The organism is Chitinophaga sp. 22620, from assembly GCF_052044405.1.
Taxonomy (GTDB): domain Bacteria; phylum Bacteroidota; class Bacteroidia; order Chitinophagales; family Chitinophagaceae; genus Chitinophaga.
On the sequence record NZ_JBQEMV010000001.1, the window covers coordinates 920,534 to 944,321 of the forward strand.

Annotated in this window: 24 protein-coding genes; 13 read left to right on the forward strand and 11 right to left on the reverse strand. The window is 51.5% G+C overall.

Annotated features, from left to right (window positions below; all coding sequences use genetic code 11):
• Positions 1 to 187 precede the first annotated feature (187 nt).
• The 3 genes from ACTJIK_RS03940 to ACTJIK_RS03950 all read left to right on the forward strand — a co-directional run bounded on the left by ACTJIK_RS03940 (position 188) and on the right by ACTJIK_RS03950 (position 2,423).
• Positions 188 to 1,015 carry a universal stress protein gene (locus ACTJIK_RS03940; protein WP_440645011.1) on the forward strand — a complete coding sequence of 276 codons (828 nt, stop codon included), beginning with the start codon at positions 188 to 190 and terminating at the stop codon, positions 1,013 to 1,015.
• 22 nt (positions 1,016 to 1,037) lie between these two features.
• Complete coding sequence (locus ACTJIK_RS03945; RefSeq protein ID WP_440645012.1) at positions 1,038 to 1,775, forward strand: DUF4197 domain-containing protein; 738 nt, start codon at positions 1,038 to 1,040, stop codon at positions 1,773 to 1,775.
• Between the two features lie 84 nt (positions 1,776 to 1,859).
• Positions 1,860 to 2,423 carry a hypothetical protein gene (locus tag ACTJIK_RS03950; protein WP_440645013.1) on the forward strand — a complete coding sequence of 188 codons (564 nt, stop codon included), beginning with the start codon at positions 1,860 to 1,862 and terminating at the stop codon, positions 2,421 to 2,423.
• Here the strand turns inward: ACTJIK_RS03950 and ACTJIK_RS03955 are convergent.
• Both ACTJIK_RS03955 and ACTJIK_RS03960 read right to left on the reverse strand, forming a co-directional pair.
• On the reverse strand, positions 2,420 to 3,304 hold the full coding sequence (locus tag ACTJIK_RS03955) for a flavin reductase family protein (protein ID WP_440645015.1): 885 nt from the start codon (positions 3,302 to 3,304) through the stop codon (positions 2,420 to 2,422). The two genes, ACTJIK_RS03950 and ACTJIK_RS03955, sit on opposite strands and share 4 nt — an antisense overlap.
• A complete protein-coding gene (locus ACTJIK_RS03960) occupies positions 3,301 to 4,347 on the reverse strand; it encodes a fumarylacetoacetate hydrolase family protein (RefSeq protein ID WP_440645016.1) in 1,047 nt (348 codons plus the stop codon). Before ACTJIK_RS03960 ends, ACTJIK_RS03955 begins: the two co-directional genes overlap by 4 nt.
• A gap of 28 nt (positions 4,348 to 4,375) precedes the next feature.
• Here ACTJIK_RS03960 and ACTJIK_RS03965 point away from each other — a divergent pair, with 28 nt between their 5' ends.
• Positions 4,376 to 6,313, forward strand: a complete 1,938-nt coding sequence (locus ACTJIK_RS03965; protein ID WP_440645018.1) for a serine hydrolase — start codon at positions 4,376 to 4,378, stop codon at positions 6,311 to 6,313.
• Between the two features lie 63 nt (positions 6,314 to 6,376).
• The gene (locus tag ACTJIK_RS03970; RefSeq protein ID WP_440645019.1) at positions 6,377 to 7,039 is read left to right on the forward strand and encodes a sterol desaturase family protein; all 663 of its coding nucleotides are present in this window, start codon (positions 6,377 to 6,379) and stop codon (positions 7,037 to 7,039) included.
• A gap of 81 nt (positions 7,040 to 7,120) precedes the next feature.
• On the opposite strand, the gene ACTJIK_RS03975 is transcribed toward ACTJIK_RS03970, so the two are convergent.
• The 6 genes from ACTJIK_RS03975 to ACTJIK_RS04000 all read right to left on the reverse strand — a co-directional run bounded on the left by ACTJIK_RS03975 (position 7,121) and on the right by ACTJIK_RS04000 (position 12,319).
• Entirely contained in the window at positions 7,121 to 7,456 is a 336-nt protein-coding gene (locus ACTJIK_RS03975) for a hypothetical protein (protein WP_440645021.1), read from the reverse strand.
• A gap of 3 nt (positions 7,457 to 7,459) precedes the next feature.
• On the reverse strand, positions 7,460 to 8,398 hold the full coding sequence (locus tag ACTJIK_RS03980; RefSeq protein ID WP_440645023.1) for a DUF6263 family protein: 939 nt from the start codon (positions 8,396 to 8,398) through the stop codon (positions 7,460 to 7,462).
• Positions 8,399 to 8,416: 18 nt separating this feature from the next.
• A complete protein-coding gene (locus ACTJIK_RS03985) occupies positions 8,417 to 9,190 on the reverse strand; it encodes a TIGR02757 family protein (RefSeq protein ID WP_440645025.1) in 774 nt (257 codons plus the stop codon).
• Between the two features lie 90 nt (positions 9,191 to 9,280).
• A complete protein-coding gene (locus tag ACTJIK_RS03990) occupies positions 9,281 to 10,420 on the reverse strand; it encodes a cystathionine gamma-synthase (RefSeq protein ID WP_440645026.1) in 1,140 nt (379 codons plus the stop codon).
• 389 nt (positions 10,421 to 10,809) lie between these two features.
• A complete protein-coding gene (locus ACTJIK_RS03995) occupies positions 10,810 to 11,433 on the reverse strand; it encodes a DUF2911 domain-containing protein (RefSeq protein WP_440645028.1) in 624 nt (207 codons plus the stop codon).
• A gap of 208 nt (positions 11,434 to 11,641) precedes the next feature.
• The gene (locus ACTJIK_RS04000; RefSeq protein WP_440645029.1) at positions 11,642 to 12,319 is read right to left on the reverse strand and encodes an ACP phosphodiesterase; all 678 of its coding nucleotides are present in this window, start codon (positions 12,317 to 12,319) and stop codon (positions 11,642 to 11,644) included.
• 336 nt (positions 12,320 to 12,655) lie between these two features.
• Here ACTJIK_RS04000 and ACTJIK_RS04005 point away from each other — a divergent pair, with 336 nt between their 5' ends.
• Both ACTJIK_RS04005 and ACTJIK_RS04010 read left to right on the forward strand, forming a co-directional pair.
• Positions 12,656 to 13,105, forward strand: a complete 450-nt coding sequence (locus tag ACTJIK_RS04005) for a PepSY-like domain-containing protein (protein WP_440645031.1) — start codon at positions 12,656 to 12,658, stop codon at positions 13,103 to 13,105.
• A gap of 124 nt (positions 13,106 to 13,229) precedes the next feature.
• Positions 13,230 to 14,204 carry a deoxyhypusine synthase family protein gene (locus ACTJIK_RS04010; RefSeq protein ID WP_440645033.1) on the forward strand — a complete coding sequence of 325 codons (975 nt, stop codon included), beginning with the start codon at positions 13,230 to 13,232 and terminating at the stop codon, positions 14,202 to 14,204.
• Here ACTJIK_RS04010 and ACTJIK_RS04015 read toward each other — a convergent pair.
• A complete protein-coding gene (locus ACTJIK_RS04015) occupies positions 14,158 to 14,472 on the reverse strand; it encodes a hypothetical protein (RefSeq protein WP_440645035.1) in 315 nt (104 codons plus the stop codon). The genes ACTJIK_RS04010 and ACTJIK_RS04015 overlap by 47 nt on opposite strands.
• A 172-nt stretch (positions 14,473 to 14,644) precedes the next feature.
• On the opposite strand from ACTJIK_RS04015, the gene ACTJIK_RS04020 reads away from it, so the two are divergent.
• The gene (locus ACTJIK_RS04020; RefSeq protein WP_440645036.1) at positions 14,645 to 15,253 is read left to right on the forward strand and encodes a TetR/AcrR family transcriptional regulator; all 609 of its coding nucleotides are present in this window, start codon (positions 14,645 to 14,647) and stop codon (positions 15,251 to 15,253) included.
• A gap of 112 nt (positions 15,254 to 15,365) precedes the next feature.
• On the forward strand, positions 15,366 to 15,977 hold the full coding sequence (locus ACTJIK_RS04025; RefSeq protein ID WP_440645038.1) for an outer membrane beta-barrel protein: 612 nt from the start codon (positions 15,366 to 15,368) through the stop codon (positions 15,975 to 15,977).
• Positions 15,978 to 16,614: 637 nt separating this feature from the next.
• Here ACTJIK_RS04025 and rho read toward each other — a convergent pair.
• Positions 16,615 to 18,318 (reverse strand): transcription termination factor Rho, encoded by a 1,704-nt coding sequence (rho, locus tag ACTJIK_RS04030; protein ID WP_440646136.1) that lies wholly within the window; start codon positions 18,316 to 18,318, stop codon positions 16,615 to 16,617.
• Positions 18,319 to 18,694: 376 nt separating this feature from the next.
• Between rho and asnS the strand changes: the two genes are divergently transcribed.
• From asnS to ACTJIK_RS04050, 4 genes are all read left to right on the forward strand, one after another.
• Positions 18,695 to 20,131, forward strand: coding sequence for an asparagine--tRNA ligase (gene asnS, locus ACTJIK_RS04035; RefSeq protein WP_440645040.1), 1,437 nt, complete (start codon positions 18,695 to 18,697; stop codon positions 20,129 to 20,131).
• A 373-nt stretch (positions 20,132 to 20,504) separates the two neighbouring features.
• Positions 20,505 to 21,029 carry an ExbD/TolR family protein gene (locus ACTJIK_RS04040; RefSeq protein WP_440645041.1) on the forward strand — a complete coding sequence of 175 codons (525 nt, stop codon included), beginning with the start codon at positions 20,505 to 20,507 and terminating at the stop codon, positions 21,027 to 21,029.
• A 53-nt stretch (positions 21,030 to 21,082) separates the two neighbouring features.
• Entirely contained in the window at positions 21,083 to 22,039 is a 957-nt protein-coding gene (locus tag ACTJIK_RS04045) for an isopenicillin N synthase family dioxygenase (protein ID WP_440645043.1), read from the forward strand.
• A 295-nt stretch (positions 22,040 to 22,334) separates the two neighbouring features.
• A complete protein-coding gene (locus ACTJIK_RS04050) occupies positions 22,335 to 22,538 on the forward strand; it encodes a hypothetical protein (RefSeq protein ID WP_440645045.1) in 204 nt (67 codons plus the stop codon).
• Here the strand turns inward: ACTJIK_RS04050 and ACTJIK_RS04055 are convergent.
• Positions 22,528 to 23,577, reverse strand: coding sequence for an alpha/beta hydrolase (locus ACTJIK_RS04055; protein ID WP_440645046.1), 1,050 nt, complete (start codon positions 23,575 to 23,577; stop codon positions 22,528 to 22,530). The genes ACTJIK_RS04050 and ACTJIK_RS04055 overlap by 11 nt on opposite strands.
• Positions 23,578 to 23,788 lie beyond the last annotated feature (211 nt).

Here is a 23,788-nt window from a genome sequence, read left to right on the forward strand (position 1 = left end):
AAATACTGGTTTTAAAGGGAATGCATACACTCCCCGTATATTGGAACGCAAAAATAGAGGTTTTCGGGCGGATTTGCTCATGTGGGCTGCAACACAGCGTATGGCTTGTTTTTATAATTTATTTATGACTTTCTAACAACGATTGGTGCGGTTATTGCGTAACTTTAGGATTATAAAACCTCCCGGCATGAAAACCATCATCGTACCAACGGATTTTTCTGAAACAGCATACAACGCCGCCCGTTATGCCATCGGGCTGGCAGGGCATACGGGCGCAACCAGGGTGATCCTTTATCATGCTTACGAGCTCATCGTTCCCATCCCCGACCTCCCTACCGCCGTGCCTATGGTGAATATGGAAGACCTCCGGGATTCAAGCCTGGAAGGCCTCCGCAGGATGCAAACAGAGCTGGCGCCCCTGGTGCCCAGCGGTGTCCGGCTGGATGTGCGGGCCGATAACCATCTTCTCGCGGCGAATATAGACCAGGTATGCCGCGAAGAACTGGCGGACATCATCGTGATGGGCATCACCGGCGGAAGCCAGCTGGAAGAGATACTGGTAGGTTCCAACACGGTAGACGTGGTGAAAACCTCCGCCTACCCCGTGATCGTAGTGCCCACCGGGGCCAGCTTCAGGCCTATCCGCAAGATCGTGTTCGCCTGCGACCTCCGCAAAGTGGCCAAAACCACCCGCAAGGAGCCGCTGTTCAGGATACTGGATGAATTCAAGCCGGAACTGCACGTGGTGAACATCCAGAAAGAAGGGAAAGAACATATCCACCCTGAAGAGAACCAGGAGCTGGATAACATGCTGCATAATTACAACCCGCAGTATCATTTTATAGACCGGCCCAACATCGCGGACGCGGTGACGGAGTTTGCGGAAGAACAGTATGCGGACCTGTTGCTGATCATCCCGAAAAAGCATGGTTTATTTGACAGCATATTCAAACGGGGGCATACATCCAGGATCGCGTTCCAGACGAATGTGCCTTTGCTTTCCATTCACGAATAACACCTATATCAATTTAGAAGCTATGCTAAAAAGAACATTGCTATTGGCGGCGGGCGTATTGTGCCTTAGTATTTCATCAGAGGCGCAGATACTTAAAAAAGCCTCCGGTATTTTAAAGTCCGGCAGTACCGGTACCAGCACGGGCTCTGTAACCGAAGGGGAAGCCGGCATGGGTATTAAGGAAGCGCTGGAGAAAGGCGTGAGCGCGGGCATTTCACTGCTCAACAAAGAGAACGGCTTTTTTGGCAACGATCTCTACAAAGTGCTGTTGCCGCCGGATGCGCTGAAGGCGGAAAAAACGCTACGCAGCATTGGCCTGGGCGGCGAGGTGGACAAAGCCATCCTGCAGATCAACCGCGCGGCCGAGGAAGCCGTTGGTTTTGCCAAGCCGATCTTTGTAAATGCGATCAAGCAGATGACCATCACTGATGCGCTCAACCTGCTGAGGGGCGGCCAGCGTTCCGCCACGGATTATTTCCAGTCCAAAACCACGGAATCGCTTACGGCTGCATTTTCGCCGGTGATAGACAGTGCGCTGAACCGGACCTCCGCTACGAAATATTACAGCTCTATCGTAACAAAATACAACGAGCTGCCCATCGCTTTCAACAAAGTGAACCCCGACCTGAAAGGGTATGTGACCGAAAAGGCGGTCAAAGCCCTGTTCGACCAGATCGCGAAGGAAGAGCTGGCCATCCGCCAGAACCCCGGCGCGAGAACGACGGAGCTGCTGAAGAAAGTGTTCGGCGGAAAGAGCTGATCAATATGGAATTTATCACTGATTATAGGCTGCTTCCCACCGGGAGCGGCCTTTTTTTGTCGTAAATTGAACGAATATCCTCACATGACACGCATAGAAATATTCACGGCAGAGGAAAAAGCCCGTACCGGCTGGTGGGACCGGCTGAACGGCAACGTTCCCCGCATCTTTACACTGGATTATTTTCTGCATAAGATGGTCACCTGGGAATGTGATGCGCCGGTCATACTCAACTCCCGCTACAAAAGTATTATGTGGACAGCAGCGCTGATCACAGGCTGGCTGTTGGTTCCGATGATCTTATTGCTCTGCGGCGCTACCCTGATAAAAGCATTGATGCCGGCTTTGATACTGTCGCCGATCGTCATTACCGGGATAGGATATTACCTTTTCAGCAAGCGCCTGAACTTCACCCTGCGTATCGATGAAACTGGCATCACGGCGAAGGGGCAGCATTTTCCGTGGAAAGAGGTGGAAGACGCCTGCCTGATGTATCAACGTGGCGTGGGGGGGTATACTCCCACACTGGTAGTGTTGCCGTATAACACACCCGCGCATCGGTTCAATCTTGCATTTCTCTCCGTCAGCAGCTGGAACCTTGCGCAGGCGATCGTTTGTTTCAGGCTGAAAGCCCACGCCAACGCTTAGTTCCCCGCCAGCAGCACCTGCCAGGCTTCGCTCACTTTATTCTGCGCCAGCAGCTGCTTTGCGTAGCTGTGCAATTCTTTCTCCATTTCATCAGGATTGATGCTGTAATATTGAATGATATTCTTCAGATGATCATCGTTGAATGTGGCGTCTATCGCCGGCAGCTCGCTCACGTTGCCCAGTTGGCCCAGGTTGTTGCCGGTAAGGATGTGGCTGTTGCGGATGCCCGGGGGCAACGCGTCTACGCCTATGCCGATCTTCAGGTTGGGTTTCTCCACTTCAAATACGGCATCGCCGGAGGCGCGGCAATAATAGTCGGCGCCCATCCTTGCCACGAGGTCTATTTTCTGCGGGTCTATCTTCCCGCTGGCGTCGAGGATATTTTCGTTGATGTGGAGTAATACAGGCTCGCATATCACGAGGTTACCCGCGCCGCCGCCCTGGCCGGTTTCAATGATATCCCTTACCACGCATTCCATCTGCACGGGGCTTTCCTGTACCCGGAAAGGTTTTATTTTTTCGGAAGCCACCGGCGTAAAGCCCGACTTCTCAAATTCACTCACGCCTTTCGGGAACTCGCAGCTGGAAAGCGAGGCCTGCTGCACCATAGCGTAGCTCACCACGTTGATCACCACTTCACGGGTGGCGTAAATATTTTCGAGCGTGTGTTTGATGGTATTGTCGCGCACGCGCCGGGAGGGCGAAAACACCAGCGTGGGCGGGTTGGAACCGAATACGTTGAAGAAGCTGAAAGGGCTCAGGTTGGGCTGGCCTTCCGCATCCATGGTGCTGGCAAAACAGATCGGGCGCGGCGCCACCGCACCCAGCAGGTATGCATGCAGCTGCGCGGTTTTCACTTCGCCGGGTGTCACTTTTATCATACGTTCTTTTTCTGGGCGAGTATAGAGAAATCCGAATCTTCCGCAACGATCCTGTTTACCAGCCTGCCCAGCCCTTCAATTTCCATTTCCACCAGGTCGCCTGCCTGCAGCCATTGAGGGGTGTAGTTGGGATCGTTCAGCTTGCCGGTGCCGTTCAGCTCCAGGAAGCAGCCGGTGCCAACCGTGCCGCTGCCGATGACGTCTCCGGGCAGGATGTCCGCCCCGTAAGCGCAACGTTCTACGATCTCGGCAAAGGTCCAGTCCATATCGCCCATATTGCCCTCGCTCACCTGCGTGCCGTTCACCCAGCACTTCATGCTCAGGTTATAATTGTTACCGGTATGGCCTTCCTTCGCGGGGATGCGGTAAGGCTCCAGCTCGTCGGGCGTTACGAGCATGGGGCCTATCACGGTAGAGAAGTCTTTTCCTTTGGCGGGGCCGAGGTTGAGCTTCATTTCTTCCATTTGCAGCAGGCGGGCGCTCATGTCGTTCATGATCATATACCCGCCGATATATTCATCCGCTTCGGCCGCGGTAATGTTCCTGCCGCGCTTGCAGATCACCACGGCGGCTTCCAGCTCAAAGTCCAGGTTCTGGAAATGATCCGGCATGCACATAATATCGCCGGGGCCCTGGATGGCGTTATGGTTGGTGAAATAAAATATCGGGTACTGGTCAAATTCAGGGATCATATCCACCTTACGGTTCCTGCGCGCGGCCGCCACGTGCTGGCGGAATGCGTAACCGTCGCGGCAGCTTGAGGGGAAAGGCACGGGAGCCAGCAGCTGCACCGCCTCATAAGGCACGCCATGAACATTGGCGCGCGGGCTTTTGCCGGACTTCAGCTGCTCGTCGATAGCCTGCGCAATGCCTATCACATCTTCCCACCACTGGAGGAACATGTTCATGGTAGAAGGAAGACCGGGATGCAGATCCTGCATGTTGTAAAGCTGGCCGTTTACGAGAAGGGCCAGCTGGTCCACATCTTCCCGGATATAAGTAACAAGTTTCATGGTGTTGTTCTGGTGTTTTTCTTTCGCCAAATATATTGGATTTTTATAGCTTTAAGGTATGCACCGAATATATGCCGCTTTCCTTTGCCTGTTGTGCTGTGTTACCGCGGCGGCGCAGCAGCGCACGGACAAATTCCTGGAAAAGCTTTTGCTGGAGCATGCTTCACCGCAACTGAAGCATATCCTTCAGCATCCGGATTCTTTCCAGGTGCAGCTGATCTACACGCAGATCAACCGGGATGCGCAGAACCGGCCCGCATTCAAACATTACTACTACCAGGTTGACAACAAAAAATATTTCAATCCCGCATCTACCGTCAAAATGCCGCTGGCATTTCTGGCGCTGGAGAAGCTGAACGGGCTGGGGATCGACAAATACACGCCGATGCTGACGGACAGCGGTTATGCGGCGCAAACCCGCGTGTGGGCGGATACTTCCTCGGCCAACGGCCTTCCTTCGGTAGCCAATTACATCAAAAAAATATTCCTCGTCAGCGACAACGATGCTTACAACCGGCTCTACGAATTCATTGGCCAGCAAACGATCCATGAGAAGCTCTGGGCCAGGGGATACCCTGAAATGCGCATCGTGAGGCGCTTTGTGGCCATGAATGAAGACCAGAACCGGCATACCAATCCCATCCGGTTTATGCAGGACGGCAAGCTGGTATACAGCCAGCCCGCGGCCGTAAGCACCCTGCAATTCGACTACAGCCGCGCATTGCTTGTAGGGCGGGGGCATATGGACAAAGATGAGCAGCTGGTGAACGCGCCTATGGACTTCACCCGCCACAACAACGCGCCGCTGGCGGATCTTCAGCAGATGCTGCAATCTGTATTATTCCCGGAGTCCGTACCGGAAAACAAACGCTTCCGCCTCACGAACGACGATTACCGTTTCCTGTACCGTTACATGGCGGCCCTGCCGCATGAAAGCAGGAAGCCGGGCTACGACACCACCGAATTTTTTGACAGCTACACGAAGTTCTTCCGGTTCAAGGGCGGCAGGGGTAAAATTCCGCCTTACATCCGCGTGTTCAACAAAACCGGCTGGAGCTACGGCTTCCTGACGGATGTGGCCTATCACGCAGATTTCAGGAACAGGACCGAGTTCATGATCAGCGGAAGCATTTATGTGAACCGCGACGGGGTGCTGAACGACAACAAATACGAATACGAGGAAGAGGGGTATCCGTTTTTTAAGGAAGTAGGGGATATCATTTACAATTACGAGCTCCAACGGAAACGCCCCCACGCGCCGGATCTCGGGCTGTTCGAAGAGGCCGTTGCGGGCCTGGGCGAGGCGCCAAAGGCCATTACCCGGGGCGATACCACCAAAAAGCAGCTGGCGCTGGTGTTCACCGGCCATGAGTTTGCGGACGGGGGCATGTATATAGCGGAGGTGCTGAAGAAACACCGGGTGCCCGCTTCTTTTTTCCTGACCGGTACCTTTTATGAAACGCCCGCCTTCGCGCCCGTTATTAACCGGCTGAAGCGGGACGGGCATTACCTGGCCGCCCATTCCGGGAGGCACCTGCTGTACTGCGATTGGGGGAAAAGAGACAGTTTGCTGGTCACCCGGCGGCAGTTCGAAGAAGACCTTGCGCTGAATTACAGGGCAATGGACCGGTTCGGGATACCGGCTGCCCATTACTTCCTGCCGCCGTATGAGTGGTACAACGATTCAATTGTGCACTGGACGGCCAGCCTGGGGCTTCAGCTGGTCAATTTCAGCCCCGGCACCCGCAGCACGGCGGATTATACTTATCCTGAAATGGGGAAAAATTACCGGGACAGCGAAAATATACTGGAGTCCGTTACTGCCTTTGAAAATCAGCGCCCTGCGGGGCTTAACGGCTATATCCTGCTCTTGCATATCGGTACTGATCCGAGGCGTATAGATAAATTTTATTTTCAATTGCGTAAATTGATACGATATTTGCAGGGTAAAGATTACGCATTTGTGACCATACCCCGGTTATTGTCCAAGCAATAACGATTGGTTTCCCTACTCCTGTTTGCTGTTTACAAAATGGTTTAAATCTAAAAAAAAGGAGTCATGAAATTTGAGAAGATCAAGAATAAAGGACAGGCTAGACTATTTGAAAGCCGCTATCTCGAAATGCTGACCAAAACGCACCCATTGATCATCTGGGGGATGTATATCCCGATCATGGGCTACATGTTGTATTACAGCCACGATACTTTAGGCAACAGCCTGGGAAGGATCGGCCTTGTGTTTGCAGGCGCCCTCTTCTTCTGGACTTTCTTTGAATACATCATGCACCGTTTTCTCTTCCACCTGGTGTCTGAAAGCCCCATGTGGATCAGGATCATTTATGTGCTGCATGGTAATCACCACGAGTATCCCAGGGACAAACAAAGGCTTTTCATGCCGCCGGTGCCCAGCCTCATCCTGTCGTCTGTCATTTTCGCCATTATGTACGCCATCATGCAGAGCATGGCCTTCATGTTCTTCCCCGGCTTCATTCTCGGCTACCTGATCTACGGCACCATGCACTACGCCATCCATGCCTGGAACCCTCCGTTCAGGTTCCTGAAGCCCTTATGGCGCAACCATCACCTGCATCACTACAAGAGCGATGACAAGGGTTTTGGGGTAAGCTCCTCTTTCTGGGACAGGGTGTTCGGCACCTTCTTCGACCTGGATAAGGAGAAAGATGACAAGGAAAAAGTAAAATCGCTGATGTTCGATAAGTAAGTTGTGATTTGCAAAAGGGCTCCCGCGGGAGCCCTTTTTTATTTCATACGGAACGACTTAGATAGGAAAGCAAATCACAACTTACCATTTTTCTTCGTCGTTGTTAAAGCTTTCCGGGGGCTGCCGGTAGATCTCCCGGCTTTTGATCTTTTCGGCCTGCCTTTCTATGATCAGGCGGGCAACGCTCCGGTATACGTCCGGGTAGTTTTGGGAGGAAAGGATCTCTTTCACTTTTTTTTCAGACACGTCTACCTGGTAGAGCAGCAGCACGAATTGTTGAAAATCCCGCTCCACCAGTATCTCCAGCTTGTCGGCCAGCACCTGCTCCAGGTCTTCCAGCCTGATTACCGAAGGTAACCGGATGCCGGCATTTTCCTGCAGCCAGGCGCCTGTTTCCTGTAAATAACGGTCTTCCATCTATTATTTTACCTGCTTGATCTTGTAAGATGCGTTGGTAACGATCTTTACGGGCACCGTCAGGTCTTTTTTGAGTTGTTTCTTGCGGTTGGCGAGGTAAACGTACTCCCCGGTCATTTCCGTATTCTGTACGCAAATGCTCGGAAACCCGCTTTCACGGTTGATGAGGTAGTTGGCGGTGAGCTTTCCGTCTATGGCGGCGGTGGCCTGTATGCCTTCCTCCACCGTGAACGTCTCAACCTTATCGGTCTTGATGTTGCCGGTGCCGTTTACCTTGGCCGTCTGGCCGTCCCAGTGCTGGAGGTTCCAGTAAAGGTCTACCCGGCCCTTCAGCCCGGTTCGGATGGGCACGCTTTCTTCCCATTGGGTGCCGTTTTTGATACCGTGAACGGGATATACCACCAGCAGCTGCTCCAGCCAGCCGCGGAAGGCGTCTGTGCCGAACTGGTCTTTCAGCAGTTTTTTGTAGGCTTCCTGCTCGTCGCTCTTAAGCTTGGAGAAGGCGGCGGAAGCTTTGTCCAGCACGGCATCCAGCTGCTCCACCTTCACGATGAGGCCGTTGGATTGTATTTCCACGGTAAAAGGCTGCTCCAGCATAAGTTTCAGCGCGTCCTGCAAGGGCTCCGCGGGGTTGGGCACCTTGGCGTCCACAAAAATATTCTGGTTCTTGGCGTTGAAGTTGAATTTGATGTCCGTGTAGGCCCAGGTAAGGAGAAACCGTCCTGTGGTGGCTTCTGCCACCTTGATGGTCATTTTGTTGTTATAGTCGCGCGTGGTACGCTGGATCACTTCGTTTACCGTAATGTAGGTTTCGCTGCGGCTTTCCTGCGACAGTTCAAACCCGTCACCTTGTTTAAAGGTATAATCCAGCTCCACATAATCCTGCGCGGAGAGCGTCAATGCAAAGCAGCATAAAGCCACCAGTCCGGTAATTTTCTTCATTTTCTATCTCTGTGTTGATCAAACATATTTTTCGATCACCCCCAGGCCGAACAGTGCAAAATCGTATTTGACCGGGTCTTTCGGATCCAGGAGGCGTAGTTGTTCCGTCAGTTCTACAGCGGTTTTCCAGTTGGCTTCGGCTTTAGGGATCAATCCCAGCCTGGCGGCCACCCGGCTCACATGCACATCTACAGGGCATATCAGCTGGGAAGGGGAAATATGCGTCCACAGTCCAAAATCCACGCCATTTTTGCTATCGCGCACCATCCAGCGGAGGAACATGTTCAATCGCTTGCAGGCCGAATTGCGGTCGGGCGTGCTCACGTGTTTCCTCGTTCTCTCGGGATGCTCCAGCGAAAAGAACATCTTGTGAAAGCCGGTAAGGGCCTTGCGCACATCCTCGTCGTTGCTGGTGATATGCCCGCTGAACGCGAACTCCAGGGACGTGATGTTCACATAATAGTGCTGGAGGAACTCTACGAAGTAGAGCAGGTCCAGCCCGTTGAACGTACGGTGCTTGAAGCCCATGAGGCGCATCCTGTCCCGTGCCTGGTGGTTGCGCACGAAATCGTAGGGTGCATTATCAAAGAGCGCCATCAGTTCTGTGCATTTATTGATGATGGTGGTGCGGTTGCCCCATGCCAGGATGGCAGCAAACAGCCCGGCAATCTCAATGTCCTGCAACTGTGTATAGCGGTGAGGGATACTGACAGGGTCCCCCGGTACAAATGCCGGCTGATCGTAATAAGCTGCCTTGGCGTCTAAAAATTCCTTTAATTGTTGGGACTTCATCGGTTATGGTATATGGAAACCTCCCGGCTATGGCGGGGAGGCGTAGGTGTATAGCGCTAAAAGTAAACAGTTTATCCCAGCTTTTAAAATCTAGCTGATGGCTTTTTTCAGGTCATCCGTCAGGTCAGCCGCATCTTCTATGCCCACGCTCAGCCTTATCAGCGAATCGGTAAGCCCGTTTTTCAGGCGTTCTTCCCGCGGAATGGACGCGTGCGTCATGCTCGCCGGGTGCCCGATCAGCGACTCCACGCCGCCCAGCGATTCCGCCAGGGAAAAGAGTTTCGTGCCACTGAGCACTTTCAGCGCGGCCTCCATGCTGTCGTCTTTCAGCGTGAAGGAGATCATGCCCCCGAACCCGCGCATCTGCTTTTTGGCGATGGCATGGTTGGGATGGTCTTCGAAGCCGCACCAGTATACTTTGTCCACTTTAGGATGCTCCCGCAGGAAGCGTGCCACGGTTTCGCCGTTCTCGCAATGGCGCTGCATGCGCACGTGCAGCGTTTTGAGGCCGCGCAGCACCAGGAAGCAGTCCTGCGGGCCGGGCACCGCGCCGCAGCTGTTCTGTATAAAATAGAGCTGCTGTGCCAGGGCTTCGTCTTTCACGATCACGGCGCCATGCACCACGTCGCTGTGGCCGCCCAGGTATTTGGTGGCGGAATGCACCACGATCTGCGCCCCAAGGTCCAGCGGGTTCTGGAGATAAGGTGATGCGAAAGTATTGTCCACCGCCAGCAGGATGTTCTTTTCCTGCGCGATGGCCGCGACGGCCGCTATATCAATGATGTTGAGCATGGGATTGGTGGGCGTTTCTATCCAGATCATTTTCGTGCGGTCGTTGAGGTGGGTACGCACGGCTTCCGCGTCGCGGAGGTCGGTGAAATGGAAGTTGATGCCGTATTTGGCGAACACTTTCGTGAAAATGCGGAAGGTGCCCCCATATAAGTCGCTGGAAGCCACTACTTCATCGCCTGGCGCCAGCAGCTTCAGCACAGCGTCGGTAGCCGCAAGCCCGCTGCCGAAGCAGATGCCGTGCGTTCCGTTCTCTATGGCTGCCAGTGCTTTCTGCAGTGCGTCGCGCGTGGGGTTCTGCGTACGCGCGTACTCGTAGCCCTTATGATCGCCCGGGGCGGCCTGCACATAGGTGGAGGTCTGGAAGATGGGCGTCATGATCGCGCCGGTGGAAGGGTCGGGTTCTACGCCTGCATGTATGAGCTTGGTTCCTAACTTCATGGTTTGCTATATTTTATGAGAGAACCAAAGGTAAGGAATTTACAGGCGTCGGCATGACCATATACGTACTTATACTATAACACATACGTAGTATGCGCAATGGGCCGAACCCCTTTTTCTACGGGCCTTTCAGCGTTTTTTTCGCAGTCGGAACAACCATACGGATCATATCCCCGCACTTACGAGATAAATCGATGCATTCACCAGAAACGCGTTTTCCCGTATCCTTTTATCGGCTAATTTTACCGTAGGTTTTTCATAGGATATGGTTAAAATTTCTGAAGGCGGTATTCTTACCGCTTTTTTTTTACGCTTTTCTTTCACTTTCCAAATAAAAAAAGGTCCTGGCTTAGCCGGGACCTTTTTCTATGTTATTCAGCCTGTGACTGTTACTTCTTCTTAGCCGGTTTGGCCGGTGTGTTAGCCGCTACAGTTTTGGATTCGGACCAGCGGATGGGCACGCTCACCTGCGTTTTGTCCCATCCCATCAGCAGATTGGCGCCATAGGGAGCCTTTTCGAACACCATGCTGAAGGCTTCCAGCTCGTCGTTCGGCGTGGAAACGGGCACGTCTGTACGAACCACGTCCATGGAAGCTTCATATTTATAGGCGCCCCAGATATCTGTCTGTTTGTTCAGGATCACCGTCCATTTGTTTTCGGAAGGAATGGCGTAAAGGGTATACCTGCCTTTGGGTATCAGCTTGTTACCGATGGTTACGGGGCGGTAGAATTCCACTTCGGTGGCTTCGTTCGCTCCCAGTCGCCATACTTTCCCATATTCTACGAGGTTGCCGAAGATGGGACGGCCCTTTTTCTGCGGCCGGCTGAAGATGGCGCGGGCCACCAGCGCCCCGGGCTCTCCTTTCACCTTGCATACATAAGGGTACATTACGGGGTAATAAGCCATGTCCATCGGGCTGGGGTCTACCGGCGGCATTTTCTTTTCCTGGGCTGCGGCCAATGATGCAATGGTGATACCGGCAATCACCAGTAATGATCTGAGCGTATTCATAATGATGGTTCTTTTTAAAACAGGCCCCAAACCTACGTGTTTTCCCGAAATTCCCGAAAAAGTGAAATGGCAGGTGGTAATTATTGACGGCCAGCCGGTTTTCCCCCTCTGGTACCACTTCCCATCATTCGATTGCAGCCCGCAGCGGACTGAAAAGCGCTCCTGCCCGGTAAATGGCAAATGCGGGAAATCTCAGGCATAAGCGGTTTCAGGGTTTCAGCCCTTCAAGCTGCATAAAAGCAACAGCATCCGGGAAGAAGCCGTCATAACATTCCTGCAATGCGGCGTAATTATCTTCGAACACGCCGAAAGGCACTTCCACCGGGTGAGGGAAGTATTTGGAGCGGCGCACCATGCCGGTGAAGCTCTTCAGCACACCGTCCCGCTGCCGGTAGTTGTACAGCCAGTTGTGGCTTTTCATATAATGGAACACCTCCCGGAAAACAGGCGGCAGCTCATCGTGCCGGGCCTGGATAATGGCGTAGGTAGATTCCGCGAAAGCCGCCAGCGACAATAATGTGAACCGTTCTTTATCGTTGGCCAGGAAATGGTCGTACACAATGTCCATAAACACGCCGCCATACAACCCGCAGGTTGGGCGGAAAATGTCTTTGGCCGCCTTCGTGGCCGGGTGCTGGTCCGTAAACCCGTCCAGGGCGCGGTGGAGGCGGATGCCGCGGCGTATCTCTTCAGGATAATTATAGAGTTGTTTTCCTTTCACGAAGTCCGCGATCATCTGCCCGGTGGTCACTGCCGGATCATGGAAAGATAAGTATGCGTGGGCGAGATAGTTCATGGGCTGTTGAGCGGCATTGATGGTCAATAAGCGGCGGATGGCCGTTAAACGCGGTTTTTCCGTGTCCCGAAGATAGTTATAATCCGCCAACGCTGTCCGGTAACGGGCTTTAATGTCCGCTTTTGCAAACAGGGCGATGGCATATACCGGCTGTCACCGTACCATCACTTTAACAAACTCTTAACCCGGCTTGCTGCAACATTTGACTTTTCCGCGCAACCCCTGTATTGGCAAGGGTTTCAGGGGATGTTTCAAAGGGGATTTATATATACGTCATAACATCCATAACATTCCGTTAATGTCTGTAAACCAATCATACCAATCCGCTTGTCCGCCTGTCGTTGTGAATGTAATTTTACATCGTTACCAACAAACAAGTTCTTTATTTAGTCATCAATTTAAAAATCAGGATAAAATTTTTCCGCCATGAAAAAACTTATCGCCATTTTGACCTTAGCGGCCGTAATCACCAGCAGCGCAGCATTTGCCCTGGACGGCTCCACCATCGACAACAAAAAAGTGATGGAATCATTTAACAAGGAATTCGTAGGCGCCGCCGATGTTTCCTGGTATCACACAGCCGACAAATACGTGGCTAAATTTACCATGAAAGCTTCCAAAGTGACCGCGCATTTCGACAGGGAAGGGAACCTGCTTGCCACTTCCCGTTATATTACAGACGCCGAACTGCCGCTGAATGTAATTACACGGATGATGAAGAAGTATCCCGACCAGAAGATCCACAGCGTAGTGGAATATGACGCAGAAGGCAACACCACTTACGTGATCACGCTGGAAAGCGACACCCACTGGACCGTTCTGAAAGCTGAATCGAACGGTAACCTTACCAAACTGAAAAAGTTACAGAAAGCATAACCGAGTTTTAGTTTTAGTTTTAGTCAGTATAGCCGTTCCGTTTCCCACGGAACGGTTTTTTTATGCGGTAACCCCTGTTTATTGTATTTTTGCGGCTTGTACACAAGCAAAATATTGTACTGATATGAACAAAGGACCGATTTCTCAATTCATCCAGCATCATTACCGTCACTTCAACGCGGCGGCACTGGTAGATGCGGCCAAAGGATATGAAACACATCTGCTGGAAGGCGGCAAAATGATGGTGACCCTGGCAGGGGCCATGAGCACCGCGGAACTGGGTATTTCCTTCGCAGAAATGATCCGTGCCGGCAAGGTGGATATTATCTCCTGTACGGGCGCTAACCTGGAAGAAGATATCATGAACCTCGTAGCGCACACGCATTACAAACGCGTGCCCCATTACCGCGACCTCAGCCCCCAGGATGAGTGGGAACTGCTGGAAGGCGGCTTCAACCGCGTTACAGATACCTGTATTCCCGAGGAAGAGGCTTTCCGCCGCATCCAGCAGCATATCGTGAAGATCTGGAAAGACGCTGAAGCAAATGGTGAGCGTTATTTCCCGCACGAATACATGTATAAGCTGCTGCTGAGCGGCGTCATGAAAGAACATTACGAGATCGATCCGAAGAACAGCTGGATGATCGCTGCCGCGGAAAGGAATATTCCCATTGTTGTTCCCGGCTGGGAAGACAGCACCATGGGCAACATTTTCGCTTCATACGTGATCAAAGGGGAGCTGAAAGCTTCTACCATGAAGAGCGGTATCGAATATATGGTGGAGCTGAGCGATTGGTACCGCAAGAACTCCGCTGGTAAAGGCGTGGGCTTTTTCCAGATCGGCGGCGGTATCGCGGGCGATTTTCCGATTTGCGTGGTGCCTATGATGTACCAGGACCTGGAATGGACGGACGTTCCGTTCTGGAGCTACTTCTGCCAGATCTCCGATTCCACCACCTCCTACGGTTCTTATTCCGGCGCTGTGCCCAACGAAAAGATCACCTGGGGCAAGCTGGATATCCATACGCCGAAGTTCGTGATAGAATCAGACGCTACGATCGTTGCGCCGCTGATCTTCGCTTACCTGCTGGGTTGGTAATTATCTTATTATTATGCATAGAAAGGCCATTCCCGGGCTCCATGGGGATGGCCTTTTTTCTTGCCGGACGTTCTTCCTGCAACGCATTCGCAAGCGATTTCCGGCCTTTTTTTAAAGTTTTTTGAAATGGTCTTGCAGATCTTGCTATTCTTTTCCTGTATTCTAAATCCGTCTGCCCCAACCACTTATTCTTCTTATCAACCTCGAATTTCTTTAGTTTAATACCCGCTTTTCCTTGCTGCTGCTGTTTTAACATTTCTTTGCCCATTTACATATTGTGAATATTGAATATTTCTTTATGTTTGCATTACAATTGAATTACGCATCTAATAATTTAAGTTCTTTGTAACGACCGGAGAAAATCTTTTTGCTGAATCAAAATTACTCGTACATTTGACCCGCAAAGTCAAAAAGTCAATAGCGATTTTGCATTTTCAGAAATGGCTGAACAGGATCAGAAAAGGGAAGTGATACTGGAGGCTGCGCTGAAGCGTTTCAAGCGTTTTGGCCTGGCAAAGACCACCATGGAAGAAATTGCAAAGGACCTGGAGATTTCCAAAGGCTCTTTATATTATTATTTCCCTGACAAAGATAGGATCTATGTGGGAGTTGTGGAAAAGATCGTATCGCGGTGTTTTACCGACATCAGCAGCAGCCTTGAGCAGGCGGTTTCTGTAAAGGAGGTGATAGACCGGTACCTGTCAGTAAAGGAAAGAATATTACTGGATTACCATTTTTTATTCGGCATTCACGAGTGGGTGACGGATAAGCCCAGCAGTCTTAACCGGCAGGTGGGAGAACTGGTGCACCAGTCGGAGATCAGGTTTTTGTCGCAGTTTATCCGCAAGGGGAAAGCCCTTGGCGAGATCGCGGAGAAACATGATCCCGAGCAGACGGCCGACCTGCTGACGCACGTGTTGTTTGGTTTGTGGGTGATCTGGTGCAAATGGCAGGCCGCGGGTTTCGAACTTCAGCAAACGGATAATATCAAAGAATTCATGAACCGGGAAAGGATGGTACTGACCATATTCTTCCAGGGTTTACGATAACTCCATCATCAGCCAATATTTACTTCCCCCTTGTTGCTTACAACTGTATGTAAAAGCACGAATTTGTAGCTCATCAATTATTGACATATTAAACCTAAAAATTGTACGACAGATGAAAAAGATGATCGTTGTGGCCGTATTGGGCCTTTTCGGAACTCAGTTTGCGAATGCACAGGTAAAAAAAGGTAACGTGCTGGTTGGCGGAAACGTTGGTTTCAGCACTAATACCGTTGAACAGGACGGTGCTGCCGGAAAGCGGACCAACACTGCTTTTAACATCAGCCCGAAAGCTGGTTATGCCCTGAGCGATAAATGGATGGTAGGTGTATTTGTGGGAACAACGTTTTCCACATATAAAGACGAATTGACCGAGCCTGATACCGAGTCTAAAAACAACATGATCGCACCAGGCGTATTTGTGCGTAACTACCACATGCTGGGCGAAAAAGTAGCGCTGTTTGGTGAAGCAAACGTTTCCTACGGCTTTGGCTCTGCTAAACAGAATGATACCAAAGTTTATGAAAACAATGAAATTCAGGCGAACATCGTTCCGGGTATCAGCTACTTCGTGAATAAACGTATTGTTCTGGAAGGTGTATTTGGCGGTATCAACTATACGAACGCCAAAAGTGAACGTGTTGTTGACGGTAATGAAACAACCAACAGCACTTTTAGCTTCGACTTTACAAAAGAATTCAGCGTAGGCGTTTCTTTCCTGTTCTAGTCTGATATTAGTTTTTTATGTAAGGGCATTGTCGTTGAAAGACAATGCCCTTCTTCTTTTTAACCAAGTTTGGCAGAGTTTTTGGCTAAGAGTATACAGATAAATTAACCTGATGATGAAAAACAACCGGATACACCTTCTATGGGCACTTGCTTTAACGGTAATTTTAGGCAGCTGTACCGTATATCACGATGCAGACGGCCACAGGATACCGCCGGGCCAGGCCAAGAAGATGTATGGCACTAAATCTGCCAAACCCTTTGCGCCGGGGCAGCAGAAAAAACGACATTAAGGAACATAAAACAGTGAGATATGAAAAAGGCATGGATCTTAAGAAGTGCGGCAGCTATCATGATTTTTGCAATGAGCTGCGCAGTGCCCCGGCCACCGGCCCCGCCGCGACCGCCGGGAGGAGCGCCGCCTAAGCCACCCACTCCGCCGCGGCCGCCGCACGGCCCGATGGCAGCAGTGCAGGAGGAGCAGCTCAAAGACATTACCATAGCATACCCTCACAGATAGCACTTAAAAAAGAGAGCCCCGGAAACGGGGTTTTCTCTTTTATGCAAACAGATGTAAAATGAAAAAGGCCCCGGAACTCCGAGGCCTTTTCGTTTTCTACATATACATCTCAATATGCTTACCTGTTCATCGTGATCAGGAATTCTTCGTTGTTGCGGGTGCCGCGCATGTGCTGGAGCATGAAGTTCATCGTTTCCTCCGTATTCATGTCTGCCAGGTGATTGCGCAGGATGTAGATACGCTGCAGCAATTCTTTTTCCAGCAGCAGATCGTCGCGGCGGGTAGAAGACGCCGTAACGTCGATGGCCGGGAAAATGCGGCGGTTGGCCAGCCTGCGGTCCAGCGCCAGTTCCATGTTGCCGGTACCTTTGAATTCTTCAAAGATCACCTCGTCCATTTTGGAGCCGGTGTCTATCAGCGCGGTTGCCAGGATGGTGAGGGAACCGCCGTTCTCGATCTTACGGGCGGCGCCGAAGAACTGCTTGGGCTTCTGCATGGCGTTGGCTTCCACACCACCGCTCAATACCTTGCCGGATGCAGGCGCCACGGTGTTATGCGCGCGGGCCAGGCGGGTAATGGAATCGAGCAGTATCACTACGTCGTGACCGCATTCTACCAGGCGCTTGGCTTTCTGCAAAGCGATGGCGGAAACTTTCACGTGCTTTTCAGCCGGTTCGTCGAAAGTGGAGGCAATTACTTCCGCTTTCACTGAACGCTCCATATCCGTCACCTCTTCAGGGCGCTCATCGATCAGCACTACCATGAGATAGATCTCGGGGTGGTTGGTGGCGATGGCGTTGGCAACTTCCTTCAGCAGCATGGTTTTACCCACTTTCGGCTGCGCCACGATCAGGCCGCGCTGGCCTTTACCGATGGGCGTGAACATATCCATGATGCGGGTGGAATAGTTGTTGGAAGTGGTGGTCAGCGTCAGCTTTTCGAAAGGGAACAGCGGCGTCAGGTAATCGAAAGGCACGCGGTCGCGCACTTCTTCGGGAGACTTACCGTTGATGCTTTCCACTTTCAGCAGTGCGAAATACTTTTCACCTTCTTTCGGCGGGCGAACGGAACCGCGTACGGTATCGCCGGTCTTAAGGCCGAACAGTTTGATCTGCGAAGGGGATACGTAAATATCATCGGGTGAGCTGAGGTAGTTGTAGTCGGAAGAACGGAGAAAACCATAGCCGTCGGGCATCATTTCCAGCACGCCTTCGCTTACGATCACACCGTCGAACTCTATATTGAACACGGGTTCTTTCTGCTTGGGATATTTATGCCCGCCCTGCACGGCCTTAGGCTGTGTAATGGGCTCTTCGGGCACGGTCACAAAATCATCCTCGTCGTCCGCATCCTCTTCTTCAGGCAGCGCGATCTCTTCTTCCTCTTCTGTTAAAGCGGGCAGCACAATATCATCATCATCATCAAACGTGAGTGAAGGTATATCGAGGTCGATATCGATCTTGCGCTTGGGCTGTTGCGGAGGTGCCTGAACTTCTTCTTCTGGTTTGGAAACTTTTGCGGCGGCTGCGGCGGGTTTGCGTCCTCTTTTTGCTGCGGGTTTGTCTTCAGGGGAGGTAGGTTCTTCAGATGCGGCTGGGGCTGGTGCGGATTCTTCTTTTTTCGAGACAGGCTTTCGTTTTCGTCCTTTCTTTTCGTCTCCGTTTCCTTGCTGATCCTCCGAAGCTATCACCGCTTGTTTATCGAGTATTTTATAAATTAGTGCTTGCTTGTCCAGTTTTTTTGAGTTGGGAATGTCCAGCTTTTCTGCAATATCAAGCAGTTCAGGAACGAGCATGTCGTTCAGTTGTAAGATGTCGTACATCATCTGCGTTTGTCAAATTTTAGAAAGTGTCGAAAGGTGGGTACCACTGCATACCAACATCACCAATTAACAAATAATTGTTTTAAGTCAATAATAAAGCTTTGATCGTTAAATTGATAGGGATCGATTTGAGTTAAGGACTGCTGATGAAGATGGCAAAAAAGAAACTTATCAGGCAGAATGTAAGTACAAGATTAAAACAAGTTTTGCTATTCTCCAAAAAAATGTTGAAGCACCCTGTTTAATGTATAGCAAAAAAATGTCAAGCCTGTAACCCGCTTCTGCCAGCCGTCTTCCCCTTCACCAGCGCAAATTCCCGGCCAAATATGCTACGGTTTATCTATTTTTGCTGCTCATAAAAAAATTATCATTTATCATGAGCCAAAGAGTAAAGATCAAGCAGATTTTGCTTAGCGACAGAACAAACTATGAAGTAACGGTTAAAGGATGGGTGCGCACCTTCCGCAATAACCAGTTTATAGCTCTGAACGACGGCTCTACCAATAATAATCTCCAGGTAGTAGTAAATGAAGCGGAAATGGATCCCGCCACTTTCCGCCGCATTACCCGCGGGGCGGCCATTGCCGTTACCGGCGAGATCATCCCTTCCCTCGGCAAGGGCCAGAAAGTGGAGCTGAAAACGGCCACCCTGGAGATACTTGGCGACTGCGACGCGGAAGTATATCCCATCCAGCCGCAGAAACAAAGCCTTGAATTCCTCCGCGAGATCGCGCACCTGCGCTTTCGCACCAATACCTTCGGAGCCGTGTTCCGGATACGCCATTCCCTGGCGTTTGCCGTACACCAGTTCTTCAACAGCAAGGGTTTCGTATACCTGCATACGCCCATCGTTACTGCGTCAGACGCGGAAGGCGCCGGCGAAATGTTCCGTGTTACCACGCTGGATATGAAGAACCCGCCGCTCAACGAAAAAGGCGAGATCGATTATAAGGAAGACTTCTTCGGCCGTGCCACCAACCTCACCGTATCCGGCCAGCTGGAAGGCGAGCTGGGAGCAATGGCCTTCGGGGACATCTACACCTTCGGCCCCACTTTCAGGGCTGAGAATTCCAACACCGCGCGCCATCTCGCGGAGTTCTGGATGATAGAGCCCGAAATGGCGTTCTATGAGCTGAAAGATAACATGGACCTGGCCGAGGAATTCATCAAATACGTGATCCGCTACGCGCTGGAAAATAACCGTGAAGACCTGGAGTTCCTGGCCACACGCCTCCTGGACGAAGAAAAGCAGAAACCGCAGGCAGACCGCAGCCCGATGGGCCTGATCGAAAAACTGGAGTTTGTGCTGAACAACGAATTCGTGCGCATCACCTACACCGAAGCGATCGACATCCTGAAGAACAGCAAACCCAATAAGAACAAGAAGTTCCAGTTCCCTGTAGACGAGTGGGGCACTGACCTGCAGAGCGAGCACGAGCGTTACCTGGTGGAAAAACATTTCCAGAAACCCGTGATCCTGACGGATTACCCTGCGGCCATCAAGAGCTTTTACATGAAGCAGAACGACGACGGCAAAACCGTTCGCGCCATGGACATCCTGTTCCCCGGCATCGGCGAAATAGTGGGTGGCAGCCAGCGTGAAGAGAACTACGATAAGCTGGTGAAAAGAATGGAAGAGCTGCACATCCCCGTGGAAGAATTATACTGGTACCTGGATACCCGCCGCTTCGGCACCGCACCGCACGCGGGTTTCGGGCTGGGTTTCGAACGCCTGGTATTGTTCGTAACGGGCATGACCAACATCCGCGACGTGATCCCCTTTCCGCGTACGCCCAAGAGCGCGGAATTTTAAATATCACAGGTAAGGATATACGGAGGGCCGGCAATTTGCCGGCCTTTTTTTATTTGCTCACCGGGTATATTCTTTCCCGCTGCAACGCCCCCTTCAACCGGCATCATCCCCCACTTAAACCCGTGGATAAGGCATGGATAAAGCGACTTTAATACGTGTCGGTATCACTTCCGATACAGGGGGGTACAGAAGTGATACAGGTATAACGCGGAGCCTGTATCAAAAGTAATACCGCCCGCGGCTTTATGGAAAGTTCTATTCCACGCATCTAATGGGTAATTGAGCAAAACCAATACAGTGTGTGTAATTACCGGCGGCGGGTTGTCGCACCCGCCGCCGGTAAAAAACCTTTCACCCTAAAACCTTATGCAACATGGCTGAGATGAACACTTCACCGGAAAGCGGCCGCGGCGGCAGGCGCAGCAAAAAATTATCCACCCGCGTGGATATGACGCCTATGGTAGACCTTGGCTTCCTCCTCATCACTTTCTTTATGCTCACCACCACCATGGCCAAACCCAAAGCATTGCCGCTGATCATGCCTGCGGATGGCGAGTACACGCCCGTTCCCGAAAGCAAATCGCTGACCCTGCTGGTAGAAAACAACAACAGCGTGGCCTGGTACGAAGGCCTGATAATGCAGGACGGGCAGCAGGTAAAACTGAACCGCAGCAACTTTTCCGTGCAAACCGGCATCGGCAATGTGATACGGGACAAACAGCGGCGTGTGGCCAGGGCCTACGGCAGCGCGGACGCGCTGGTAGTGATGATCAAAGTGGCGGAAGGCGGCAGCTACCGCAATATGGTGGACGCGCTGGATGAAATGAAGATCAACCGGGTGGCCCGTTACGCGGTGGTGGACATAACGGAAGAAGAGACAAAAATGTTGGCCGAATAAGCGCATGCGCGAAGGTGAATTTCCCTTACCTTAGTATTCCAAAACAATACTATATGGCAACCGTTAATTCCATCCCATCTGTTGACCTGGCAGATTTCACCTCCGGAGACCCTGCGCGCAAAGCCGCATTTGTTGAACAATTAGGCAAAGCATACGAAGAAGTGGGCTTTGTGGCCGTCAGGAATCACGGTATCCCGGCGGACCTGATCGCGGACCTGTACAGGTACGTGCAGGAATTCTTCGCACAGCCTTCTGACATTAAAAGGAACTACGAGATACCTGAGCTGGCCGGCCAGCGCGGTTATACATCCTTCGGGAAAGAGCATGCAAAAGGTTTTGACGCACCGGACCTGAAAGAATTCTTCCAGTTCGGGCAAAGCGTGGAAGACGGCGATCCCATCAGATCAGAATACCCGGAGAATGTGCAGGTGAAAGAACTGCCGCAGTTCACACCCACGTTCTTTAAAGCTTACAGGGCCTTTGAAAAGTCCGGCACATCGCTGTTGCAGGCCATTGCCATTTACCTCGGCCTGGACGAGCGTTATTTTGACGACAAGATACATAACGGTAATTCCATTCTCCGCGCCATCCACTACCCGCCCATTACACAGGAGCCGAAATCGGCCATACGGGCGGAACAACATGAGGACATCAACCTCATTACCCTGCTGGTTGGCGCATCCGCGGATGGTTTGCAGATACTGGACAAAAAAGGCGAATGGGTGCCTGTGACGTCTTTGCCAGAACAGATCGTGGTGAACGTGGGCGACATGCTGCAGCGGCTTACCAACAACCGCTTGAAATCCACTACCCACCGCGTTGTGAACCCGCCGCGCGAAATGTGGAACACTTCAAGATATTCCATTCCCTTTTTTTTGCATCCCAAGTCGAACATGGATCTTACCTGCCTGGAAGGATGCGTGGACGAGAAGCACCCTGCCGAGTTTGCGCCGATTACGGCGGGAGAATACCTGGATGAACGGTTAAAGGAGATCGGGCTAAAAAAGTAAAAAGATTATCCGCTTGTTTATACCGATACAGGCAAGCCCGTCATTGCGAGGAGCAGCAGAGCCAAAGCGGGCGGGGCGACGAAGCAATCTCCTGCATTGAATGGAGATGCCGCAATATATAGAAGATTGCTTCGTCGCGGCTCTTGCACAAAATCCTCCGCTGCTCCTCGCTATGACGGTTTTTCCGGGGCAACACCCCGGTTTTTTTATGCAGAATGAACAGGCTGTATGCAGGAAACAGGAAATGAATAAACTGAACGGCCGCCGGATGAAGCGCAGGCCTTAATTTGCAGGCATGTTACCAACTTTTCTTACGGAGCTGTCCGTTGCAGACATGAGAATCATTACGGGTGGGATTGCGCCCGATGCCGCTACCAACCTCCCCACGCTTCCGCCTGTCAAGTTCGACGAATCGCCGGACATTGCCGGGGCGATGGCCGAAGCGGAGGAAGAGCGTAAAAAGAAAGAGCGTCCGCCGCAGTCTCAGTCTACATCCTGACGACGTTCGATTGTTTTTGTGTGGCCAGCAGGCTGGAAGCCTCGTTGGACGAAATGCCCTGCCCGTTGAAGAGACGGGAGAAATAAGCCACCATGGCAGGTGAGAGCTTGAATTCGTTATACGGGAAGTTCATGAAATAACTGTGCTGCCAGCCCACCATGTCATGGAAGTTGATATAAACGGCATTATCCGCGTGATCCTTTTTCCTTGTCCTTTCACCAAGCTGTTTGCGCAGGGTGAGCAGGTGCGCGCCCTTCAGCTGTAGGTCGCGGCGGTTGTAGTGCACATATACCTGCCGGGCGAACTTTATTTGTTCCACCCATTCCGCATGGTGCTTTGACGGCACACAGGCGGCGTTGATCACGAGGTTGTCCACGAACGGTTCCTGGTTGATGCCACTGATGTCGTGATGCCGTATCATCTGTTCGAGGATAATATTACCCATACTGTGGTAAAAAGTAGTGAGTTTCGCCCCCGCGATCCATTCTTCCTGCCGTTGTTTCGCGTCTTTAAACTCCTGCAGCAGCGAGAGATATTGCCGGGCGGAGAGCCTGGCGTTGTTGCGGGCGAATTTGAAGTTCTTGGATGGCTTATAGCTGGTGTTGATGCTGGCGTAGTCGAACATCACTACATTCACGTTATATTGACTGCTCATGAGCTGCGCGCGTTCAACATTTGAAGTGAATATCTTACCCATGCCTTCCGCGTACACCACGATATCTTTCTTCTTGGGAAGGTGTTCCATGGCCTCTTTCAGCGTGTTCTCCTTATATACGTTCCACTTCCCGTCGAGCTTTTCAAGGAAAAAATATTTGAGGGAAGTGGTGTCCAGGAATTCGTCCACGAAACGGAGGCTGTCTGCATGAATGTACCGGTTGGTTACAAATACCAGGGCGGTATCGCTGTTGAGTAGTGGTTTAAACGTTTCCGGCTGAAGGGCGAACCGGGACCAGGACTCATTGCTATTGTAAGAGGTTAACTGCGCCCGGGCTGTTACGATATTGACAATGAGGAAAAAAGCTATCAAAAATCGTTTCATAAACTACAATTGAGCTGTCTTTTCTTTAACGCCTAAACGAAGGCATTTGTTCTGCTTATAAGAACCTTTGCAAGTTTTATGCCTGCCGGTATACGTGGGCGAAACAGGGTCCCGGATACCTATGTTCCCGGTAATCAGTACCTTCGCGCAGCCCGGGATTGATTTTTTTGTTATTTTTCATGCCGGGCGCTGAATCTTATACCGTGTTTTT

Excerpts from the sequence above, each read along its gene's own strand:
- ACTJIK_RS04045 (WP_440645043.1), top strand. The coding sequence starts at position 21,083 with ATGGCAACCGTTAATTCCATCCCATCTGTTGACCTGGCAGATTTCACC.
- ACTJIK_RS04010 (WP_440645033.1), top strand. The coding sequence starts at position 13,230 with ATGAACAAAGGACCGATTTCTCAATTCATCCAGCATCATTACCGTCAC.
- ACTJIK_RS03955 (WP_440645015.1), bottom strand. The coding sequence starts at position 3,304 with ATGATAAAAGTGACACCCGGCGAAGTGAAAACCGCGCAGCTGCATGCA.
- ACTJIK_RS03945 (WP_440645012.1), top strand. The coding sequence starts at position 1,038 with ATGCTAAAAAGAACATTGCTATTGGCGGCGGGCGTATTGTGCCTTAGT.
- ACTJIK_RS04005 (WP_440645031.1), top strand. The coding sequence starts at position 12,656 with ATGAAAAAACTTATCGCCATTTTGACCTTAGCGGCCGTAATCACCAGC.
- rho (WP_440646136.1), bottom strand. The coding sequence starts at position 18,318 with ATGTACGACATCTTACAACTGAACGACATGCTCGTTCCTGAACTGCTT.
- ACTJIK_RS04050 (WP_440645045.1), top strand. The coding sequence starts at position 22,335 with ATGTTACCAACTTTTCTTACGGAGCTGTCCGTTGCAGACATGAGAATC.
- ACTJIK_RS03940 (WP_440645011.1), top strand. The coding sequence starts at position 188 with ATGAAAACCATCATCGTACCAACGGATTTTTCTGAAACAGCATACAAC.
- ACTJIK_RS03975 (WP_440645021.1), bottom strand. The coding sequence starts at position 7,456 with ATGGAAGACCGTTATTTACAGGAAACAGGCGCCTGGCTGCAGGAAAAT.
- ACTJIK_RS03985 (WP_440645025.1), bottom strand. The coding sequence starts at position 9,190 with ATGAAGTCCCAACAATTAAAGGAATTTTTAGACGCCAAGGCAGCTTAT.
- ACTJIK_RS04055 (WP_440645046.1), bottom strand. The coding sequence starts at position 23,577 with ATGAAACGATTTTTGATAGCTTTTTTCCTCATTGTCAATATCGTAACA.
- ACTJIK_RS03970 (WP_440645019.1), top strand. The coding sequence starts at position 6,377 with ATGAAATTTGAGAAGATCAAGAATAAAGGACAGGCTAGACTATTTGAA.
- ACTJIK_RS03950 (WP_440645013.1), top strand. The coding sequence starts at position 1,860 with ATGACACGCATAGAAATATTCACGGCAGAGGAAAAAGCCCGTACCGGC.
- ACTJIK_RS04020 (WP_440645036.1), top strand. The coding sequence starts at position 14,645 with ATGGCTGAACAGGATCAGAAAAGGGAAGTGATACTGGAGGCTGCGCTG.
- ACTJIK_RS04015 (WP_440645035.1), bottom strand. The coding sequence starts at position 14,472 with ATGGGCAAAGAAATGTTAAAACAGCAGCAGCAAGGAAAAGCGGGTATT.
- ACTJIK_RS03980 (WP_440645023.1), bottom strand. The coding sequence starts at position 8,398 with ATGAAGAAAATTACCGGACTGGTGGCTTTATGCTGCTTTGCATTGACG.
- ACTJIK_RS03965 (WP_440645018.1), top strand. The coding sequence starts at position 4,376 with ATGCACCGAATATATGCCGCTTTCCTTTGCCTGTTGTGCTGTGTTACC.
- ACTJIK_RS04040 (WP_440645041.1), top strand. The coding sequence starts at position 20,505 with ATGGCTGAGATGAACACTTCACCGGAAAGCGGCCGCGGCGGCAGGCGC.
- ACTJIK_RS03995 (WP_440645028.1), bottom strand. The coding sequence starts at position 11,433 with ATGAATACGCTCAGATCATTACTGGTGATTGCCGGTATCACCATTGCA.
- ACTJIK_RS03990 (WP_440645026.1), bottom strand. The coding sequence starts at position 10,420 with ATGAAGTTAGGAACCAAGCTCATACATGCAGGCGTAGAACCCGACCCT.
- ACTJIK_RS04025 (WP_440645038.1), top strand. The coding sequence starts at position 15,366 with ATGAAAAAGATGATCGTTGTGGCCGTATTGGGCCTTTTCGGAACTCAG.
- asnS (WP_440645040.1), top strand. The coding sequence starts at position 18,695 with ATGAGCCAAAGAGTAAAGATCAAGCAGATTTTGCTTAGCGACAGAACA.